The following is a 20730-nucleotide window of genomic DNA, read 5'->3' as shown; positions in this document are numbered from 1 at the left end:
GAATGCAAAAGGGACGAATAGCGGTAACTGGGTTCGTTACCCCATGAGATAAGCGCGGCCTAGCGCTTGGAAGGCCATATAAAAAGGGTGTTCCGTTTGCCGATCGGCTTCCGGGACACCCTTATTTGCGTTACGTCCTTCGCGCTGCCTCCCTAACCGGGAACGGGCGGCGCGGCGCGGTGCGGCTTGCAGGCTGGCCGCTCGCCGGTGCGCCTTCGCTGCGAAGGCTCGCGCGGCTAGAACTGCAGCACGACCATCGCATGGCAGGTGAATTCCGGCACCGTGCAGCTGACGACGCCGTCCGTCTGCTCGAACGGCAGCGCCTCGCCGCTTGGCGCGAGATACACCGCCTGCACCGGCCGGTCCGTCCGGACGGAGACAGCCGTGTTATAGATCGGCGTCAGATCCTCGATGATCTGGATGCCTTCGCCGCGCGTGACGGGCGCCGCGTACAGCAGATGCTGCACCCAGCGGTCTTGGCTTTCCTGCTTCTGCAGCGTGACGACGCCTTGCGCGGGGAGAGACGTCGTCAGCGTCTTCTCCGGCAGCAGCCGGTTCAAGGCGTAGATGACGGTCTCCTTCAGCGCGAGGCTGCCCTTGGACGCGTAATCCGCGAACACGTTCCAGGCGATATAGATGCCGTCCTTGCCTTCCGTCATGCCGGGGCCCGCCGCTTGGCCGGTGCTCGGCGTATGCTGATGCGAGCAGAAGGCGAAGATGTCGCGGTTGAAGTACGGGTTCTCCCGCGCGCCCAGCTCTTGGCCGCCCCCTGACAGCTCGACCTCCTGGCCGTCCGCGTACATGACGTACGATGCCGCAGGCAAGCCGGCTATGGAGAACGCCGGGCGGAAATAGCTCGGCTTGTACGGCGAACGGCCGACGTACGACGCGCCGAGGTCCCATGCGAAGCCGCCGTCCGACCCGTCGGAGCCGGTGCCCTCGGCCAGGAGGCCGGATTCGCCGGTGGCGAGCAGCTTGCCGCCGGCCGCGAGGAAGCGGTCGACCTTCGCCTGCAGCCGGGCGTCGACCCGGGCGCGGTCCGGCAGAATCAATACCCGGTAGGCGGCGAGGTCCGCTTCCAGGTCGACGACGTCGAACAGGAACTTGCCTTCGAGCAGCATGCGGACGGCGCCGGCATCGGAGCTCCCCTGCGCCAAGCCGTGGTGCTCGTCCTGGTCCGGCTGCAGCGCTTCGATCGACAGCAGGGCGATGTCCGCCGCCGCCTTCGCGTCGCTGCACCACGGCTCCTTCGCTTCGACTTCCGCGTACGCGGCGCCGATCAAGGCGTACGTCGCCTCGTCCATCAGGCCTTCGGGATGCAGCTGGTCGCCAATCGAGCAGCGCGCGCCGTTCGCGAGGCTGAGCGCCGTCTCGTAGCGGAGCGCATTGGGATGCTTATAGCCGCCGAACTCGCCCCAGGAGGTATGGAATTTGCCGGTCATGCCGAGGTAATGCATGCCGAGCGTCTGCGCGTAGCGCGCCGACAACGGGAAGTGGTCGTAGCCCCAGCCGCCCGTCGGCAGCGATTCCAGCTCCAGATGCGTGTTGTAATGCGCCAGATCGCGGCGTCCGCGGCGGATATGCCCGCCGTTATGGAAGACGGGCAGGCCCGGCTTATGCTTGTGCACCGCCGCGTTGGTCCGCGAGGCGTAGTTGGCGTACGTTCGCTCCCACAGCGCGAGCATCGCCGCGTCGTCCCGCGGATCGCCGCCTTCGGCCCGGATGGAAGCGACGCAGGATTGGCAGTAGCACGGCGCGACGCCGACGATGTCGAGGAAGATGCCGTCCGCGTCGTAGCGCTGTACGACTTCTTCGATCTGCGCGGCGAGAATATCGAGGTAAGGCGTGTTCATGCACAGCCGGTGATAGCCCGGGGACATGAAATCGCTCGCCCACGTCGTCGCTTCGTTCTTGCCGCGAATGAGCCATTCCGGATGGCGGCGCGTGATCTTCTCGTCGAGGCCCGCGGAGAGGTAGACGGGCGCATTGACGCCGATTTCGTGCGCGGCATCGATCATGGCGCCGAGCAGGTCGAACGTCAGCCCGGGATGGGTTTCGTTCGCTTCGGACGGGTGGTAAGCCCAGCCATGGTGGCATTTGGAGAACACGGTAATGGAGTCGACATGGCCTTTGCGCAGCATGCTCTGGAATTGCTCCTTGTCGAACCGGCTGCCGATCCGGCCGATCGCCTCGGACGTATGGAAATCAAGATGAACCTGACGGTAACGCATGGCGGACTTCCTCCCTGTCGATAGAAATATCGAGATCTTGTCTCTAATGTAAGGGATTTCGCGATGCGCTGAATAGCGCCGTTTTCTGCCCGAAATAGCACAATATCGACTAGTTGCCCTCCCGCCGCTGCGGTATAATACTGTTCACGAGCGCAAGGCGAGGCGACGGTTCGTTAGCGCCCGGCGCGACAGAAGGCGGTGACGAGTTTGGATTGTTTGGAGCTGCGCATTCCGCCGCTGCCCCAGCTGCTGATGGTCGGACATGCCTTGTGGCCGCGCGGCATGCGGCATGCGAGACGGTCGTTCAGCGTGTACGATCTGCTGTACGTCGTCGGCGGACGGTTCTATATGACGGAGGACGATACGGCATATGAATTGAAACGGGGCGACCTGCTCGTTCTGGAGCCGGGGCGGACGCATTACGGGCAGCGGCCGGTGGCGGAGCCGACGGAGCTGTATTGGGTGCATTTCAGCCATCCCCATCCGCAGGTGACGAAAGGGCATGATGCCATCCTGTGGTCGACGCTGCTCGGCAAAGGGACGGACAAGGACTTGACCCCCGTGGATCAATATATGTACCTGCCGAAGCATGCCAACATCGACCCGGCGCTGCTCGTACCGCTGCTGGACGAGATGACGGCGCTGCACGAGACGCTGACCCTGCGCAATTCGCTGCGGCTCAACGCGCTGCTCGGCGAGCTGTTCGAACGGCTGCAGTCGACGATCAGCGGCGGCTTGAACAGCCGGTCGTATCAGATATCGGAGCGGGTCGCGCAATACTTGAAGGCGCATCTGCGGGAGCCGTTCGACGCGGAGGCGATGGCGGACGCGCTGCATTACAATTTCGATTACCTCGCTCGCTGCCTGAAGAAGTATACCGGCATGAGTCCGCTCCAATACTTGCATCACCTGCAAATGAATCGGGCCGTCACGCTGCTGCTCACGACGGACCTGCCGATCCAGGAGGTGGGAGAGCAGGCGGGACAGCCGAACGGGAACTATTTCATCCGGCTGTTTCGCAAGCATATGGGCATGGCGCCGGGGGCGTACCGGACGATGCACCGGGCGCGATTGTGAGCAGCCGGGCGCTCCGAAGCTCAGGGGGGACTCCTGTAGCGTGGGATCCGAGAAGCGTTATGGCTTTCGGCTCGTTACGGTCCCTCGGCTCCTGCGATTGGATTTTTTTGCTCGCTGCGGGAACAAAGCGGCCGCTGCCCGGTCTAATAGATGATAGGGAGTGACGCGAGCGATGGAGGACGATTACCTGCGGTCCGTAACGCGCCTCAATCCGGCCGAAATCGACGCGCTTGCCCGTCATTATTGGCATGATGTATGGCAGTACGCGTATTTTCTGACCCGTCGCGAGCATCTGGCCGAGGATATCGCGCAGGATACGTTCATTCGGGCGTTTCGGGGCATCGAAGCCTTTCGCGGGCAATGCGCGGTCAAGACCTGGCTGTTCAAAATCGCCCGCAACACGGCGTTCAACTGCATGGCATCGGCGTTTCTGCGCAAGGTGACGCTGGTCGGCCTGCTGCCCGATCGGCGGAGGGCGCCCGTCGGCGGAAGCGGCTTATTGGAGCGCCGGCGCGGAGAACGATATTTGGTCCGCGGTACTGCGTCTGCCCCGTATTTTCCGCGAGATCATTATTTTGCATGCGCATGAAGAGCTGTCCTATAAGGAGCTGGCGGACGTGCTCGGCATCACGGAAGGAACGGTGAAGTCCAGGCTGCACAGAGCCCGTACGAAGCTGGCGAAGCTGATGAAGGAGGCGGGGAGCGATGTCGAGACGGATCTTGGATAAGGAGCGGATCGCGGATCCGCTGCTGGAGCGGCTGCGGCAGCGCCCCGCGGGGAGGCGGATGCCTGCCGAGGCGCGAATGGCATACATTCAGCGAAAGGCGGCGGAGCCGATGGGAGCGGGGCGAACGAGACGATTGGCGATCGGCTGGGCGGTCGCGGCGCTGTGCGCGATCGTGCTGGCGGGCGCCTTCGCGTATGTCTACGACAAGCCGGGCGGAATCGCGGATTGGCGCTATTCGCGCGCGGCCGGGTATTCGGAGACGGTCCGGATTCCGAACGGCAGGACGCCGGAGGAGGCGGTCAAGAAGTTCAGGCAGTACGCGCCGATGCGGGTCATTCACCAGGAAGCGATCGGCGGCGGCGTGCTGCTGTTCATCAAACGGTTCGAAGATAAGCCCGGAACGTACATGGACGTCGAGTTCGTGCGCCATAACTTGCTTGGCTGGAAATGGGTCATGGGCGGCGGGTACGGAATGTCCCCGATGGAAGATATCGAGGTCGCGGTCGATTATATGCTCTTCCCCAGATACAAAGGGATCACGGGACCCTATCCGATCGTCGCCGGTCAAATTCAGAACGCGTCGGTCGCGGACGTGAACGTCGCGTTCGGCGGACCGGATGGCGGCAAGATAGCCGCGCGCATCGTCGAGTACGAGCCGGGGAAGAGGCTGTGGTACGCGGCGCTTCCGCGGTCGGCCGAAGCCTCCTACGGCATTGAAGCGGTCGACGCGCAGGGGAACGTGCTCGCGGGCAAGACGTTCGGGGACGACCGCGATTACGGTTATATCGCCATGAACAAGCCGAAGCCTTGAATCGGAAACCATGAATCGAACGATGAAGAATGCCGCTTCCGGAACGTACACGGAGGCGGCATTCTTCGCATGCGGCCGCCGGGAAAAAAGTTGGCGATTGAAAAATCGCTCCGATTCCTGTTTAATAGACTTATGAGTATATTTGTTACTTGATTAATATTTTTATTAATTCAATCTTTATTAATCCAAGAGGAGCTGACCGCACGCATGACGAACCGCGCCATCATTAACGCCGACCGGCCGATTGGCACGATCGACCGCAACATCTACGGCCATTTCGCCGAGCATCTCGGACGCTGTATTTACGAAGGGATTTGGGTGGGCGAGGATTCCGAGATTCCCAATACGAAGGGGATCCGCAACGATGTTCTGCAAGCGCTTCAAGGGTTGAACATTCCGGTGCTGCGCTGGCCGGGCGGCTGTTTCGCCGACGAGTACCACTGGAAGGACGGCATCGGTCCGCGGGAATCCCGCAAGCGGATGGTGAACACGAACTGGGGCGGTGTAGTCGAGAACAACCATTTCGGCACGCACGAGTTTCTGCTGCTGTGCGAGCTGCTGGGATGCGAGCCGTACATTAACGGCAACGTCGGCAGCGGCACGGTGCAGGAAATGCAGGAATGGGTGGAGTACATGACTTCGGACGGCGAATCGCCGATGGCGGCGCTGCGGGCGGAGAGCGGACGCGAGAAGCCGTGGGCCATCAAGTATTTCGGCGTGGGCAACGAGAACTGGGGCTGCGGCGGCAACATGCGGCCGGAGTATTACGCGGACGAATACCGCCGCTACCAGACGTACGTACGCAATTACGGCGCCAACAAGATTACGCGGATCGCGTGCGGCGCGAGCGATTTCAACTTTAACTGGACGGAAGTGCTTATGCGCGAAGCCGCGCCGTATATGGATGCGCTGACGCTGCACTACTACACGGTACCGTTCGAATGGGCGGCGAAGGGCTCGGCAACGGATTTCGATGCGAAAACATGGTTCCAGACGCTGCGCAAGGCGCTCGTGATGGACGAGCTCGTCGCGAAGCACAAGACGATCATGGACAAATACGATCCCGGCAAGCGAATCAGCCTCATCGTCGATGAATGGGGGACCTGGTACGATGTCGAGCCGGGCACGAACCCGGGCTTCCTCTACCAGCAGAACTCGATGCGGGACGCGCTCGTCGCCGCGGCTACGCTCCATATTTTCCATAAGCACAGCGACCGCGTCCGGATGGCGAACATCGCGCAGACGGTGAACGTGCTGCAAGCCGTCGTGCTGACCGAAGGCGGGAAAATGACGGTAACGCCGACCTACCATGTGTTCGACATGTTCAACGTGCACCACGATGCGGAGCTGCTCGACGTCGTTCACGAGTCGGCGCCTTACGCGCTTGACGGGGAGACCATCCCGCAGACGAGCATATCCGTAAGTCGCAAAGACGGCGTCATCCATATCAGCATGTGCAACTTGAGCCACGACGAGGCCGCGACGCTGTCCTTCGAGCTGCGGGGCCTGACCGCGAACGATGCGCCGATCGCGGGGACGCTGCTGCAGGGCGATGCGCTGAACGCGCATAACACGGTGGAACAGCCGGACCGCGTCCGGCCGGTGCCGTTCGCGGGAGCGGAACGGCAGGCGGACGGGTCGATCCGCGCCGTTCTTCCTCCGGCGTCCGTCGCCGTGCTGCGCATCGGGTAACGGGCCATGCAGCGGGATACGATTGTCGAGAAGGAGCCGTGCAAAGGGTGCAGCGCCTCGGTCCATGTCACCGACGAGCAGATCGAGCGGGTGCTGGGCAAGCTGGCTCTGCATCCCGGCGACTGCGTGCACGACGATCGTTTCGCGTCGCGCGTGGAAGCGTGCGGCGGCTGCTCCTCGCTGCAGTACGGCTCGACATGCGCGCACTGCGGCTGCTTCGTCCTCGTCCGGGCCAAGCTGGCGGCGAAGGACTGCCCGCATCCGGGCGGCTCTCGCTGGCCGTAAGCGGGAGCGCGAAGCCGTCGGCAAGCCGAAGCGCGGAGCCGTCGGCAAGCCGAAGCTCGGCTGAGCCGAAGACTAATCGCCGCATTGATAAGGCAATTAACCGAACCTTCAACGCTGCCGCGACGGCAGCATTGAAGGTTTTGTCATACTGTCCTGTCGAAGTAACTAGTATAGCCGAGCAATCATTACGAAACCAATTATGGAGGCGATACGATGAAAGTCACAGTCCGATCGGTACAGGGCGTCGGGACATGGAACGAGGACGCCGCCGTATGCGACGGGCGCCGGCAGGTTTACGGCGTCATCGACGGGGCGACGTCGCTCGTCCCGTATCGCGGGCCGGGAGGCGAGACGGGGGGCTATTTGGCCGCGCAAGAGGTCGCCGCCGTCTGCAGCGGCGACGAATGGGCCGGCCGGCCGCTGCAGGAGCTGCTGCTTCGGGCGAACGCGCGGCTTCGGGCGTCAATGGAGGCGGCCGGCGTCTCGCCGCACGAGCCCGAGGCGCTGTGGAGCGCCTGCGCGGCGCTTGTGCGCATCGGTCCGGCATGGATCGAATTCGCCCAGCTTGGCGATTGCATGCTGGCGGTCTACTACGCGGACGGGACGATCCGCATCGCTACCCACGATCAGCTGGCGCATGTCGACGACCGGACGAAAGCCGCCTGGGCTGCGGCCGTCGCCGGCGGACTGTCGGATACCGCCGAGCTGCGGGCGCGTGTCCGGCACCAGATCGTCGCCGGCCGCGCGCTCGCGAACCGCCCCGGCGGCTACGGCGTGCTGAACGGCGATCCCGCCTGCGCGGATTACCTGGAATACGGCCGGATCAGCTCGTCCAACGTCGTCGCGCTGCTGCTCTTCTCGGACGGCCTGTACATCCCGAAGCCGCCCGGCGAGTCCGACAAGGACAGCGCGGTCGAAATCGCTTCGCAAGTCCGCGGCCTGGGTCTGGACCGCTATCTGGAATGGCTGACGGAGCTCGAGAACACAGATCCGGCCTGCACGCGCTATCCGCGCATGAAGAAGTCCGACGACAAGACCGCCGTCTGGATCGAGCTCGTCTAGAAACCGCACCCGGCGCGGCGCACCGTCCCTGAGCGGATATTCGCCGTCCGCGACATGGATCCGTCGCTTCGGCCAAGTGCCGGGCCGTATGCGCCCGGCGACTTGGCATATGCCCGGCTCGGCCGCCGAAGCCCGTCCCGACTGGGCCAATGCCTCCGGTTCAGCCGCCGAAGCCCGTCCCGGTTAGGCATATGCCCGGATCGACCGCCGAAGCCCGTCCCGACTGGGCCAAGGCGCCCGGCTCGGCAGCCAAAACCCGGCCGATTCGGCCAAGGCGCCCGGCTCGACCGCCGAAGCCCGAGCCAGGCCAACCGCTGCCCAATCGCAAGATAGGCGCGTCCGACGTCATAGCCGCGTTCTTCAACGCCTCAGCCCCTCGCCCGTCCGCTCCTTTTCCCTCTTCTTAACGAACAACATGCCTATAGCGCGGCCAGCCGCCTCCGCGGCGTAACGCGGCCCGCAAGGCGATGCCGCGCTCGCCGTCTCCCTGCCGAACATCATTCCGCCTTCATCGTAATCGGCCCGACAATTCGGTATCGCCTTGGCGTAACGAGTCGGAACGGCGGAAAATTCGTTCCCCGCCGCCGCCCTGGAACCGCTATAATAGAACAGATAATGGATAGAATCGGGGGTTTCTTTCATGTGGTTGATCGCATTCCTGCTCTTGGCGGCCGGATTCGAAGCGCTGTCGCTGCTCGTATCGGGGGATAAGCTGGAGCGGTTCGACGCGTCGGTCATCGATGCCGTGCAGCGTCAGGAGAACGGCACGCTGACCGCCATTGCCAAAGCATTGGGAAAAATCGGATCTTCGTCGGTGATTATTCCGGCGGTGCTCGTCATTGCCGTTATCCTGTTCCTCGTGCTGAAGCACCGCAAGGAGCTCGTCCTGCTTCTCGGCGGCATGCTGGGCTCGACGCTGCTCAACAATGCGCTGAAGCCGATTTACCGGCGCGACCGTCCGGACATTCACCGGATCGTCGAAGAACATGGCTACGGGTATCCGAGCGGCCATTCCATGGCGGCGTTCTCGTTTTATTTCCTCGTCGCCTATCTGTTGTGGCGGCATTTGCCGAACCGGGGATGGCGGGCCGCGCTGATTGCGTTCAGCGCGGCGATGACCGCAAGCATCGGCGTAAGCCGTATCTATCTCGGCGTCCACTACCCGACCGACGTGCTCGCCGGCTACTGGCTGAGCGCCTGCTGGATCATGCTCTGCATCCGCTTGTTCCGGCTGTGGGTGCGTACAGGCAAGCGGCGGAAAAATATGTAACTTTTGGATCATTGTCAAATCCTGTCATGTCATGTAAGCTGAGAAGGCTTCAAAACTACGTCTAGAGTAATAGGGAGAGAAGAGTTAGATGAAGATGAAACGATTGTTCGGCCTGGCGCTGTCGGTCATGCTGGCCATGGCCGTATTCGCGGGAACGGCTTCCGCGGCCGCCTCGAGCTCGGCAGCAAGCACGATTAAAGTGAAACTTAACGGCGAATGGGTCATTTTCCCGTCCCCGCCCGTATTGCTGAATGGCAAAACGTTCGTGGAATTCCGCACGCTGTTCACGAAGCTGGGATATTCCATTGATTATAACGCCGCGACGAAGACGATCAAGGCGAAGTCCAGCGCCCGCAGCATTCAAATGACGCCGACGGGCACGAGCGCGCTGGTGGACGGCGCGAAGGTACCGGTCAACGGCGAGATGAAGCTGCTGGACGGCAGGACGATGGTAGGCGTTCGCTTCATCGCGACGCTGTCCGACAAGAACGTCGATTGGGACGGTACGAAGAAGATCGTCACGATTACGGACAAGGGCCCGACGGCCGCGCAGCAAGCGGAAGTGTTCGCGGTGCTGAAGGCGCTGGCGGCTGCCGAGGATAAGCAGGATGCCGCGGCGTACCTGGCGCTGTTCCACGCCCAATCGCCGTTGAAGCAAGATTTGGCGCGGGTCGTGCCCCAACAGTTCGCGAGCATCCACACCCAGACGACGTACGAGGACATGGAGATGGATACGTACTCGGCGACGGAAGCCGTCGTCTACACGCTGGAGCAGTCCAAGAAAATCGGCGGCACGGGCTTCTTCGCGAACGTCGAGAATGAAGTGTATTACACGCTCCGCAAAGACACGAACGGCAAATGGGCGATCTACGACGTGGAGGTCGACAGCTCGGACGTGCTCGACGAGGATAGCATGTGGGCCCAGGAAGTAACGGCTGCCGATGCGGACAAAACGGCAATGAACGATGTGCTGAACGCGCAAATCGCGGCCATTAACGCCGCGGACGTCACGGCATACGGCGCGACGCTCGATTCGTCGGATTCGGACGCGTACGACGATGATCTTGCATCGTGGAAGGAAATTTTCGACGACAAGACGTTGTCGTTCAAGGCGCAGGTTGTCCGCAGCGCGGTCGTCGAGCTGCACGAGGACAGCGCGGTCCTGCTCGTGAACCTGCGTTACGATTTGAATTCGACGGAGGAAGAAGATTCGCTGGCTTATAAATCGGTGACGCTCTTCGATCTGGTGAAGAAAGACGGCAAATGGCTCGTCGTGCCGGGCTCGAGCGACCATGAGCTGATCGGCGAAGAGATCGAATAAGTACATCTATATAAGTTTATCTATGCATGTTGACATCAAGCCGCCGCAGGGCGGCTCTGGCCGTCGAGAAAGTACTCGGTTCCTCGACATTGTCCATGCCGGCTAGATCGTCTTCATGGGCAACGGAACACAGAATCCGCTATTTGGTTGAAATCGGTAGGTTTCGGTTGGCGAACGGACACAGGATTCGTTATTGTCTCCGGAGAGCCTAGAAATTCTGCCTTTTTGACGAAATAAAGGATCCTAAGTCCGCAAACACATAAAATGCCATGAAATCGGGCGAATAACGGATCTCCTGTCCGTTTCAATGCTTTTCGAAGACAGTGCCGCTGCCCGTCTCTCCTTAAGCGATGTGATCCAGCCAGCTACGGCTGTCTAGTCTGGGGAATGGGGATGCGGCCGCCAGAACTGCCCGAGGTCTGCCGTTCAAGTTCTGCGTGCCATTCAGCGTCATCCAACATGGGTTTTTCTACATTCTGAGCCGCCGCAGGGAGGCTTTTTGTTTGCCGAATCGCGAGTCCGGGCTGCCGGCGCGAATCGCGAGTCCGGGCCGCCGACGCGAACCGCGCTTCGGCGTTGCGGCCGAAGCGCGGGACGGATTTCATCGCGGCGCAGCCTTTTTCACATGGGGTTCATAATGGCCTGTTAGACTGAATGTCGAATACAATCCATATGAGATGCCAAACCGGCGAGGAGGCGATAGCATGGAACCGTGGACCGAGTTCGAGGAAGCCGTGATGCCGCATTTGAAGCATATCAGGGCCTATTGCGGCTATTTGACGTCATCGAAATGGGAGGCGGAGGATTTGCTGCAGGAGGCGCTGCTTCGGGCGTTCAAGCATTACCGGGATACGGGGAAGCTGCGCCACCCGCGGTCATTGCTCTATAAGATCGCCCGCAATCTGCAAATCGACGCGCATCGCCGGCGGCGGGCGACGAACGTTCCGCTGGACGAAGCGCTGCAGCAGCAGCATTACGATCCCGACTATGTCTCCGTCAGAGGCATATTGGAATGGATGTCGGAGCATCTGTCCGAACGCGAGACGGAGATGCTGCTGATGAAGGAAGTGTTCGACTACACGTACCAGGACATCGCCGACGTCCTGCACTGCACCGTGCCGGCTGTCAAAATGGTGCTGCACCGCTCCAAGAACGCGCTTCGCAAACGCGGCCGTCCGCAGGACAGCGGCGCCGTAACGGCGCGGGGAAGGGCGGCAAGGCGCAAGAGCGCGCCGCCTCCTCCCTACGCGCTCGATCGCTGGACGGCGTCGTTGATGGCTGGCGAGCGCTAGGGCGGCAGCGTAACGCATGATGCAAGACGAAGATGAAGCGGCAAGCTCCTTCGGCTGATGATGGCCGAAGGGGCTTTTACCGTTTCCGGAGCAGACCGGCTCGCGGGCGGGAAGGACGGGGCGAACCCCGCCGATGAATGGAAAACTAGTACTATAATCCTATTTTTCCTAATGTAAATCAATACCATAGGACAGTGGACCATAGTCATGGTATATTGATATCACCTAGTATTTGCCTTGGGAATATTGCACAATTCTAGTATCGGTGGGGGCGCAATGCGACAATATTTGGGGAAAGTCACGAAACACGATGTGGAAAACGCTTTCGGCGTCACTATCCTTCCGGCCGGTATTCTGCTTCGGGAAGAGCATCTCGTTCTGCTTGAGAAGCATCGGATCGACAGCCTATTCGTCATCGATGCCGACCAGTCCGCTGCGGGCACGCCGGCGGATCAGACTCGCGAAGCGGTAGGGAAGCTGAAGGAGCGCTCGCGGGCGTTCTATGACGCTTTCAAGGAGACCGGGCAAATTCCGTTGAAGGAGCTGGAGGCGGAGATCGTGCCGGCCGTCCAGAACATTGCGAGGACGCCAGGCATGTTCAAGCTGTTCGAAGCGGTGAAGGCCCAAGGCGATTATACGTACGAGCACAATATCGGCGTCGGCGTCATCTCGACGATGATCGGGAAGTGGCTGCAATTCAGCGAAGACGAATTGGCGGAGCTTACGATGGCGGCGACGCTGCATGATATCGGCAAGGTCAAGATTCCGGAGCATATTCTGAACAAGCCCGGCAAGCTGACGAACGAAGAGTTCGAGCTGGTCAAGAAGCATACGATATACGGGTACGAGATTCTGAAGAAAACCGAAGGCGTCAGCTATCGCGCGGCGCTTGTGGCGCTTCAGCATCATGAGCGCGAGGACGGAAGCGGCTATCCGCTCGGCCTGACCGCGGACAAGATCGACGCGTTCAGCAAAATCGTAGCGGTGGCGGATATTTTCCATGCGATGTCGTCCGACCGACCGCATCAGAAAGCGCTGCCATTCTACGAGGTGGTCCGCCAGCTGCGCGAATGCTTCTTCGGCCAGCTGGATCCCGCCATCGTGCACGCGCTGCTGGACAATCTGACGGCGAAGCTCGTCGGCCAGCAGGTGCTGCTCACCGATCAGCGGGTCGGCGAAATCGTCTATATCAACCCGCATGACGGCGAAGCGCCGCTCATCAAGGTGGGCGAAGAGTTCGTCGATCTCTCCAGCAAGCGGCAAATCCAGATTCAGCGGATTATCGGCTTCTAAGCAAGAAGAGCAGGGAGGCGTTCGGCCGTCCCTGCTCTTCTTGCTTGCGTTTATGTCCACTTCGCCGCCCATAGCTTCATTTCGTGCAGGATGTTATGCAGATCGGTTCCTTTGGGCGTAAGCGAGTATTCGACCGTCACGGGAACGGTCGGAAATACTTGCCGCTCCAGTACGCCCTGGCTCTCCAGATGGCGCAGCGTGCTCGTCAGCGCCCTCGGGCTGACGGCCGGAATGAGCCGCTGCAGCTCCCCGAAACGCCGCTTCTCGCAAAACAATTCGCGCAGGACGAGGAAGGCCCATTTTCCCCCGATTACATCCAGCGTTCTCTCGATGTTGCATTCGATGACGGCCGGTTCCTTCGGAACGTAATTGCTCGTGGTCAAGTTGTCCAACCTCCCGGAATCATGGTTACTCTAAGTATAGCAGATATAATCTTTATAATATAATGAGATTTATTTCACTACTTTCTATTTGAATCTATCTCTTCTAGAATAGACGGTGGGTTCTGATGCCCGAACGACAAACGAGTCCAGAAGAATATGGAGGGATTGGCATGCAATATCGAAAACTTGGCGGAAGCGGACTTAAAGTGAGCGAAATCAGCCTCGGCAGCTGGCTGACCTACGGCGGTTACGTGGAGAAACAGAATGCGGTGCAAGCGATTGAGCAAGCATACGATCTTGGCATCAATTTCTTCGATACGGCGAACGTGTACGAGCGCGGCGCGGCGGAAGTGCTGCTCGGCGAGACATTGAAGGCGTACAAGCGCGATTCGTACGTGCTGGCGACCAAGGCGTTCTGGCCGATGGGCGACGGGCCGAACGACCGCGGACTGTCCCGCAAGCATGTCATCGAGCAGTGCAACGCGAGCTTGAAGCGGCTGGGCGCGGACTACGTGGACATTTTCTACTGCCACCGCTACGACAACGAGACGCCGCTGACGGAGACGCTGCGCGCGATCGACGATTTGATCCGCTCGGGCAAGGTGCTCTATGCGGGCGTCAGCGAATGGACGGCATCGCAGATGGCGGATGCGCTTGCGACCGCGGACCGGTACTTGCTCGACCGCATCGTCGTCAGCCAGCCGATCTACAATATGTTCGAGCGTTACATCGAGAAGGAAGTCATTCCGTACGGGGAGAAGAACGGTATCGGACAAGTCGTCTTCTCGCCGCTGGCGCAAGGCTTGCTGACGGGCAAATATACGACGCTGGCGGATATTCCGACAGACAGCCGCGCGAGCAAGCTGGAGTGGATGCGCAAAGGCATTACCGAGGAGAAGCTGGCGAAAGTACGCGCGTTGTCCGAGATCGCATCGGAGCTCGGAATTACGACCGGCCAGCTGGCGATCGCCTGGATCCTGCGCCAGAACAACGTCGCGAGCGCGCTCGTCGGCGCAAGCCGTCCGGAGCAGGTCATCGAGAACGTGAACGCTTCCGGCGTCGCGTTGAGCGAGGACGTGCTGGAGCGGATCGAAGGCATTTTAAAATAGAGCGCGATTGTCCGCTGTATGCGGACCGATTGCGCGACGAACGGCGCCGCGAGCAGAAGCTCGCGGCGCCGTTCGTCGCTGCGCTGGCTATATTCGGCCCTGCCGCGAAACCGGCCGCATCCGAGCAATGTGGTGCACTCCATGCACTACATGCCGCGAAACCGGCCTGTTAGCCTTCCGCGGGCAGCCATGCGCCGCAGCCCGCAGTGCGCTGCCAGCCGCAGGCTGCTAGCCTAGCGCGCAGCGAGCGTATGCCGCTTCGCCAGGTAAGCATCGGCCTGCCGCTGCTTGTCGGCGATGACGCTGGCGACGCCGGCCTGCTTCAGCTTAGCCTGCAGCTTCGGCAGCGCTTTGGCCGGGTCCTGCGGGGCCTGCTCCATGCTCGTATTGAACGAGCTTAAGGCATTGCTTACCGCCATATTCGCCTCGGCGTTCGCGGCGGCATCGTAATACAGGCCGACAAGCGGGGATACGGCGGCTTTGTCGAAGATTTTCTTGCCGCGGGCCCAGATGTTCGGGTCGAGGGCGTCGTTCTTCGTATGGTAGGCCAGCACGGGGTTGCCGAACATCCATGGGCCGGACGTCGAATAGGCATCGCCGATCCGCGCGATCATGCCGGGCGAGTCGCCGTCCACGCGGTAATGCGTCCCTTCGATGCCCCAGTCGAGCAGATCGAGCAGCTTCTTGTTGGCATGGAGCAGGTTGATGACGCGGACGGCGTCTTCCGCATGCTTGGAGAGCGAGCTTACGGACAGCATGCTGGTCGTCAAGTTCTCGTTCGTGACGAGCGGCGCCTGCAGCCGAACCTCGAGCCAAGCTTGACCGGTCGCGGTCTGGAGCTGCGCGGCGGTGTCATAGCTGGCCGTCCCCGTCAAGACGGCGAAGGTTTGCCCCGCGGCCTTCCCGGTGAAGAGCGCTTGCGTTTGAAACGAGTCGTAGGTTTGCTTCGCAGGCACGATGAAGCCCTTCGTCGTCCACCGATAGTATTGGCCGAGCAGGGTGCTCATGGCCGGCGAAGCGAACTCGTTCGCGATCTTCGTCCCGCCGCCCGGCATGAGCGCGCCGGGGCCGCCCGCGAGCTGCTGGTAAGACGCCAGCGCCTCGAAGTCGGCGACTTTGCCGAAGAGCGGCGTGATCTGCTTCTCGTTGTCTTTAATGACGCGCAGCATCGGCTCCAGATCGGCCAGCTTCTTGATGCCCGCGACATCGAAACGGTACTTCTCCGCGAGCTGCTTGTTGATCAGCAGCCCTTTCCAGACGATGTTGTTCATCTGCGTCGGCACCGCATAGTTATGGCCGTCGATTGCCGTCCCGGACAGATACAGCGGATTCATTGTCTTCAGCATGTCCGGCGCATAGCGGCCGAGCAGCGGCGTCAAATCCCGCAGCACGCCGATATCGGCGTACTGCTTGAAGTTCTGCCAGCCTGCGGTGAAGAACAGATCCATCGGCTCGCCGGCGGCGATCATCACTTTGGTCTTCATGTCGTATTGCGACCATTCGATCGGGTGCAGGTCGAGCGCGACGCCAAGCTTCTGGCGCAGGTATACATTGATGGCGTCCTCGACGGCGGCTTCATCCGGACTCGACGTGCCGGGGTAGAACATGCTGAGCGTAACGGGAGCCTGCGCCGTCCCGGTTGCCGCCGGCGCGGCGTGCGCGGCGGCCGGGGCGGAGACGGCGAGCAGCAGACAGGCAAGCCCGCCGGCGATGCGGCGTTCGTAAGCATGATGAGATGCGTTCATACGGAAAATACACTCTCCCTGGGCAGTTGATAGAAGCGTACAGGAGGTACGTTCCAAAATTTACTTCCATGACGTCTATCATAGCTCAGTTAAGCGAGCATCGCATGCAAAATTTCGACGCAGCGCCGCCGAGTGCCTTCATCGCCGGCTTCCAGATAGCGGGTCGCGACGCGGAAGCCCCAGGCTAGGGCGCTCAGCTCCCGCACGCGCGAATCGTTCAGTTCGAAGTCCGCGCCTTGCGTCCTCGCGCCCGCGCAGTAGCTGTCGATGATGCGCCGGCGGTACGCGGGCAGCAAGGAAACTTCCCTGTCCGAATAGACGAAAGCTTCCATGAGCATGTCGACCGCATCTTCGCCCATCCGGCCATACCCGGCACAATCCCAGTCGATCAGATAGACCGCCGTACCGTTCGCTTCTTCTCGCAGAATGATATTATCCTGGTGAACGTCCCCTTGGCAGAGCGTGAGCGGAAGCGCGTCGAACGCGTCCATCAAGTCAGCGGCACGATCCGCATAGCCGTTCAGGATATGCCGCAATGCATCGGGGAAGCCGGCAATGGACTCGCGCAGCCGCCCGGCCAAAATAATTTGATAGAGATCATAGCTGGAGCGCACGGCCGGATACCCTCGCGGCACCGCCCAATCCTTCCGGCCCTTCAGGTGGAAGGCCCCCTGGAAGCTGCCGAGCCGCTCTGCCGCAAGAGCCAGCTCGTCAATCTGCAGCCGCGTGCCCGTAGCGCCTTCGACGTATTCCATCCAGATGCGGGTCAGTCCGTCCTCTTCCTCCAGGAGCAGACAGCGGGGGAGCTTGATAGGACCGGGAAAATCGTCGACGATGTTCGCGGCGTACAGATCATGCTCCCGCCGCCAGCATTGGGGATCGCCATGGCGCTCCCATCGGCGCTGCGTCTTGACGACCAGCGCATAGGGCCGCTCGCCATCCTCCGTTACTGCAGTTCCGCTAACGCGGCATACCTCTCCAAGCGTACCGCCCTGCAGCGTTTCCGTCTCATAGCCGGCATCCGCGACGGATGCTCCGGTCAGTGCAGACAATGCGCGCAGAAGCGATGTCCGATCGATTGTCAGTATGGTTCATCTTCCTTTCCGGGTTCCTGATCGTTTCCGTCATAGAACGGAGTGTCTTGCATTCGATAAGGCTGCTAGCGGGCGCAAAATAACCGCAAAGCGGCGATGTCAATATCATCCAAAGCGGATTGAGTCAACTGTATGCAATGCCGGACCAACAGTCAATTATAGAATTTCTCGGCGGAGCGGGGGCAGAACGTTTGAAGCGAAGAACCCTTTTGAAGCGAGGAGCTAGAGGCTTGGGAGCAGGGAAGAGGGAGCGGCCGCACAGACGAAGGGCCGCGGCTAGCCGCGGCCCATCCCGATAAACGATAGAATCGGCCGCAGCGACTGCGCCGGCACTTGATCCAGCAGATCGCCCTCGCGGTTCAGCCGGTCCTCGATGTTGAGGAGGTGGAAATCCGTGATGGCCGCATTCCGCCGCACCTCGTCCCAGTGCAGCGGCGTGGAGACGCTGGCGCCGGCGCGCGCCCTGGGCGAGTAGGGGGCGATGATCGTTTTGCCCTGATAGTGCTGCAAATAATCGACGTAAATCAAGTCGCCGCGATGCTTCTTGAGCCGCTCGATCGTGAACAGCTTCGGATGCTTGTCCGATAAATAAGCGCCGACGAACTCGCCGATGCGCCGCAGCTCGTCGAAGGTAAGGTCCTTCACGAGCGGGATAATAATCTGGATGCCCGTAGCGCCGGACGTCTTCGGCGTGGACGCGATGCCGAGCGACCGCAGCAGATCGCCGGTCAGCAGCGCGGCTTCCATGATGCGCGGCTCCTCTTCCAGCGACGGATCGAGATCGAGCACCCATTCCGTCGGATGAGCGGGGTCGCTGATCCGGTCGAAGGAAGCATGGTATTCCAGGCAGGCCAGATTGCCGAGCCACAGCAGCACGGGCAGCGAGGTCAGCTTGACGTAAGCGATGCTGTCGCTCTGCACCGTCTCGACGAAGTCCGGCGCGGGCGTCGGGCAGTTCTTCTGGTAGAACGATTTGCCGGTCACGCCGTCGGGATAGCGAATCGTTGTCAGCAGCCGGTCCTGGCAATGCTTGAGCAGCCATGGCGAGAGGGCGGCAAGCCGCTGCAGGAAGACGGCTTTCGTAATGCCCATCTCCGGCCACAGCAGCTTCTCCGGGTTGCTGATCGTCAGCTCCTGCCCCTCGACGACGATCGTGCCTTTGACGGAGGGGCTCATGACAGCGGCTCCTTCGGCAGGAAGGTTACCAGCTTCGGATGGCGAAGCTGGCCGGCGTTGGTCAGCTCCAGGCCGGTGACGCGGCAGCGGAACGGTATGGACAGCCATTGGATGTCCTCGTTCTTCAAGTCTTCCGGCAGATCGGGAAACGGACAAGGAACGACGGTTATAGGGGCATGCGGCGGACGGAAGGTGGACGCAAGCACGCTGCGCAGCGCGTCGTTCAGCCCGAGCGAGACGCTGCCGAAGTAACTGCCGCCTAGTTCCATAATGAGGCTGGCTATGACGCCGCTGCGCCATTTCAGCCCGACGATGTCGACATCGAGCACGAGCGCGACTTTCTTCTTCAGCCAGTCGCGATGCTTCTTGTCTTCGCGGTAAGGGCTTGACAGCCGCTTGCTGACGACGCCTTCCCAGCGGTTCGTCTCCACCCACGACCAGAGCGCCTCCCCGTCCCGGAACAAGTCCGTGACGAAGACGCGCGGGTCGCTGCCGCCGCATAGGGCGGTTAAGCGGCGATGGCGCTCCTCATAGGGAAGCTGGCGCAGATCGCCGGTACTGTCGGCCAGCAGGTCGAACAGCACGTAGACCAGCCCGCCCGCAATGCCCGCGGGATTGCCCGGTGCCGCTGTCTTTCCTTCCTGGCCTGCGGCGACAGGCTGCTGCTGCCGGGCGCCGAGCGACCGCTCGCGCTTCAGCACCTGCTGGAAATTCGGCCGGATGCCGTCCCACCAGACGACTTCGCCGTCGAGCAGGCAAGGGCCCCAATCGGCCGCTTTGGCTTCCAGCAGCGCGGCGATTTCCGGATAGACGGCGTTCTTCGCGTACAGCTTCCGGGAGAACAGCTCCGCTTGCCCGTGCCCGTTCATTCGGGCCAGAATGCGAATGCCGTCCCACTTGAGCTGGAAGCCCCAATCGCTTCCGGACGGAAGGCTCTCCGAAGAGACCGGCGCCATCGGCTCCGCCGGCAGCGTCGGGAGATCGAAGCCGGCGGGCGGTTCGAGTGCCGGAGGCCGGTCATCCGGCGCCGGCTGCGGCGATAGCTGCTCCATTTAGGACACCGTTTCTTCCTTCTTCGTTTTGCGGGCGCGCGGCGTTTTCACTTTGGCGACGACTTCGCTGCCCGCGCCGTCGGCGGCAGGCTGGGCCGGCGCCGGCGGCATCGTGCCGGCCGCGTTCGTATCGAGCCCGCCGGGCGCGTTCGGCGGCAGCTTGACCGCCTCGAGGCTGGCCTGCAGCGCGGCCATCAGATCGAGCACGTTCGTCTTCTGCGCTTCCGGCGCCACCGAAACCTCCTCGCCGGCGATTTTGTGCTGGATCAGATCCATCAGCCGCGCGCGGTAATCGTCCGTATACTTGGCGGGCTCGAACGGCGTGGACAGCTGCTCGATCAGCATGCGCGCCATCATGAGCTCCTTCTCGTTCACGTTGACGCTGTCCGGCAGCCCCGGCACCTGGCTGACCGGCCGGATTTCGTCGGGATAGAAAATCGTCTCCATCGCCAGGCAGTCGTCGATGATGCGGATGGCCGCGAGCGAGCTCTTGGAACGGATCGATACTTTGGCGATGCCGATGCGGCCGGATTGGCGCATCGCTTCCATCAGCAGATTATAGGCGTTGCCGCCGGCCTGATCGGGCGAGAGATAGTACGTCTTCTGGAAATAAATCGGGTCGATGTCCTCCAGCGCGACGAAGTCCAGAATCGTGATCGTCTTCGTCGCCTCGCCGGACAGCTGCTCCAGCTCGTCCTTCTCGAACAGGACGTAGCGTCCCTTCTCGTATTCGTAGCCTTTGACGATATTGTCCCAGTCGACCTCGACCTCGCAGGTCGGGCATTTGCGGATATACGATACGTTGCTGCCGCAAGGGCGGTGAATGAGCTTCATCGCGATGTCCTTGTCCTCGGTGGCGGAAAACATTTTGACCGGCACGTGCACGAGGCCGAAGCTGATGGCGCCTTTCCAGACGGTATGCATGAATCATTCCTCCTAAGGTGATTGGTTTGCGTTTCACGACGCTGGCCGGGAAATGCAGCCTTCACGGTATTGGTTCAAATGGCGGCTGCTGTTCGAAAGTCGGATCAAGCTTCCTCTACTGTCCAGTTTTCCCCCGAATGCATGAAATTAAGCTGTGCCGGGCATATTTTCGTTAGCACAACCAT

19 protein-coding genes are annotated in these 20730 nt (G+C 61.3%); 12 read left to right on the top strand and 7 right to left on the bottom strand.

What is annotated here, in order from left to right; all coding sequences use genetic code 11:
- Positions 1-236 precede the first annotated feature (236 nt).
- A complete protein-coding gene (locus GXP70_RS25870) occupies positions 237-2231 on the bottom strand; it encodes an alpha-amylase family protein (RefSeq protein WP_162359476.1) in 1995 nt (664 codons plus the stop codon).
- 207 nt (positions 2232-2438) lie between these two features.
- On the opposite strand from GXP70_RS25870, the gene GXP70_RS25865 reads away from it, so the two are divergent.
- The 11 genes from GXP70_RS25865 (at position 2439) to GXP70_RS25815 (ending at position 13062) form a co-directional block, all read left to right on the top strand.
- Positions 2439-3308: a helix-turn-helix transcriptional regulator gene (locus GXP70_RS25865; protein ID WP_162359475.1), complete on the top strand. Its 870-nt coding sequence runs from the start codon at positions 2439-2441 to the stop codon at positions 3306-3308.
- Between the two features lie 172 nt (positions 3309-3480).
- Positions 3481-3897: a sigma-70 family RNA polymerase sigma factor gene (locus GXP70_RS25860; RefSeq protein ID WP_162359474.1), complete on the top strand. Its 417-nt coding sequence runs from the start codon at positions 3481-3483 to the stop codon at positions 3895-3897.
- The gene (locus GXP70_RS30125) at positions 3833-4036 is read left to right on the top strand and encodes an RNA polymerase sigma factor (RefSeq protein WP_318652441.1); all 204 of its coding nucleotides are present in this window, start codon (positions 3833-3835) and stop codon (positions 4034-4036) included. Before GXP70_RS25860 ends, GXP70_RS30125 begins: the two co-directional genes overlap by 65 nt.
- On the top strand, positions 4014-4847 hold the full coding sequence (locus GXP70_RS25850) for a hypothetical protein (protein ID WP_162359473.1): 834 nt from the start codon (positions 4014-4016) through the stop codon (positions 4845-4847). The genes GXP70_RS30125 and GXP70_RS25850 overlap by 23 nt, the downstream gene beginning before the upstream one ends.
- A 207-nt stretch (positions 4848-5054) precedes the next feature.
- Complete coding sequence (locus GXP70_RS25845) at positions 5055-6539, top strand: alpha-N-arabinofuranosidase (RefSeq protein ID WP_162359472.1); 1485 nt, start codon at positions 5055-5057, stop codon at positions 6537-6539.
- Positions 6540-6545: 6 nt separating this feature from the next.
- The gene (locus tag GXP70_RS25840) at positions 6546-6824 is read left to right on the top strand and encodes a hypothetical protein (protein ID WP_162359471.1); all 279 of its coding nucleotides are present in this window, start codon (positions 6546-6548) and stop codon (positions 6822-6824) included.
- Between the two features lie 213 nt (positions 6825-7037).
- Positions 7038-7886: a protein phosphatase 2C domain-containing protein gene (locus GXP70_RS25835; RefSeq protein ID WP_162359470.1), complete on the top strand. Its 849-nt coding sequence runs from the start codon at positions 7038-7040 to the stop codon at positions 7884-7886.
- 640 nt (positions 7887-8526) lie between these two features.
- Positions 8527-9156: a phosphatase PAP2 family protein gene (locus GXP70_RS25830; RefSeq protein ID WP_162359469.1), complete on the top strand. Its 630-nt coding sequence runs from the start codon at positions 8527-8529 to the stop codon at positions 9154-9156.
- Between the two features lie 88 nt (positions 9157-9244).
- On the top strand, positions 9245-10477 hold the full coding sequence (locus tag GXP70_RS25825; RefSeq protein WP_162359468.1) for a copper amine oxidase N-terminal domain-containing protein: 1233 nt from the start codon (positions 9245-9247) through the stop codon (positions 10475-10477).
- A 704-nt stretch (positions 10478-11181) separates the two neighbouring features.
- Positions 11182-11769 carry an RNA polymerase sigma factor gene (locus GXP70_RS25820; RefSeq protein ID WP_162359467.1) on the top strand — a complete coding sequence of 196 codons (588 nt, stop codon included), beginning with the start codon at positions 11182-11184 and terminating at the stop codon, positions 11767-11769.
- Between the two features lie 276 nt (positions 11770-12045).
- Positions 12046-13062 (top strand): HD-GYP domain-containing protein, encoded by a 1017-nt coding sequence (locus GXP70_RS25815; RefSeq protein ID WP_162359466.1) that lies wholly within the window; start codon positions 12046-12048, stop codon positions 13060-13062.
- 50 nt (positions 13063-13112) lie between these two features.
- On the opposite strand, the gene GXP70_RS25810 is transcribed toward GXP70_RS25815, so the two are convergent.
- Positions 13113-13445, bottom strand: a complete 333-nt coding sequence (locus tag GXP70_RS25810) for a winged helix-turn-helix transcriptional regulator (protein WP_162359465.1) — start codon at positions 13443-13445, stop codon at positions 13113-13115.
- A 170-nt stretch (positions 13446-13615) separates the two neighbouring features.
- Between GXP70_RS25810 and GXP70_RS25805 the strand changes: the two genes are divergently transcribed.
- Complete coding sequence (locus GXP70_RS25805; protein WP_162359464.1) at positions 13616-14554, top strand: aldo/keto reductase family protein; 939 nt, start codon at positions 13616-13618, stop codon at positions 14552-14554.
- A 233-nt stretch (positions 14555-14787) separates the two neighbouring features.
- Here GXP70_RS25805 and GXP70_RS25800 read toward each other — a convergent pair whose 3' ends face one another.
- The 5 genes from GXP70_RS25800 to ku form a co-directional block, all read right to left on the bottom strand.
- The gene (locus GXP70_RS25800) at positions 14788-16299 is read right to left on the bottom strand and encodes an ABC transporter substrate-binding protein (RefSeq protein ID WP_162359463.1); all 1512 of its coding nucleotides are present in this window, start codon (positions 16297-16299) and stop codon (positions 14788-14790) included.
- An 89-nt stretch (positions 16300-16388) separates the two neighbouring features.
- Positions 16389-17351 carry an aminoglycoside phosphotransferase family protein gene (locus GXP70_RS25795; RefSeq protein ID WP_162359462.1) on the bottom strand — a complete coding sequence of 321 codons (963 nt, stop codon included), beginning with the start codon at positions 17349-17351 and terminating at the stop codon, positions 16389-16391.
- A 318-nt stretch (positions 17352-17669) separates the two neighbouring features.
- Positions 17670-18569 (bottom strand): non-homologous end-joining DNA ligase, encoded by a 900-nt coding sequence (gene ligD / locus GXP70_RS25790; protein WP_162359461.1) that lies wholly within the window; start codon positions 18567-18569, stop codon positions 17670-17672.
- A complete protein-coding gene (locus GXP70_RS25785; RefSeq protein ID WP_162359460.1) occupies positions 18566-19621 on the bottom strand; it encodes an ATP-dependent DNA ligase in 1056 nt (351 codons plus the stop codon). Before GXP70_RS25785 ends, ligD begins: the two co-directional genes overlap by 4 nt.
- Positions 19622-20545 (bottom strand): non-homologous end joining protein Ku, encoded by a 924-nt coding sequence (gene ku / locus GXP70_RS25780; RefSeq protein ID WP_162359459.1) that lies wholly within the window; start codon positions 20543-20545, stop codon positions 19622-19624. It lies immediately after the preceding gene.
- Positions 20546-20730: the final 185 nt, after the last annotated feature.

The sequence above is a fragment of the Paenibacillus lycopersici genome, assembly GCF_010119935.1.
Lineage (GTDB): Bacteria > Bacillota > Bacilli > Paenibacillales > Paenibacillaceae > Paenibacillus_Z > Paenibacillus_Z lycopersici.
The sequence above is the reverse complement of the archived record's forward strand: the minus strand, read 5'-3'. Positions and strand labels throughout refer to the sequence as shown.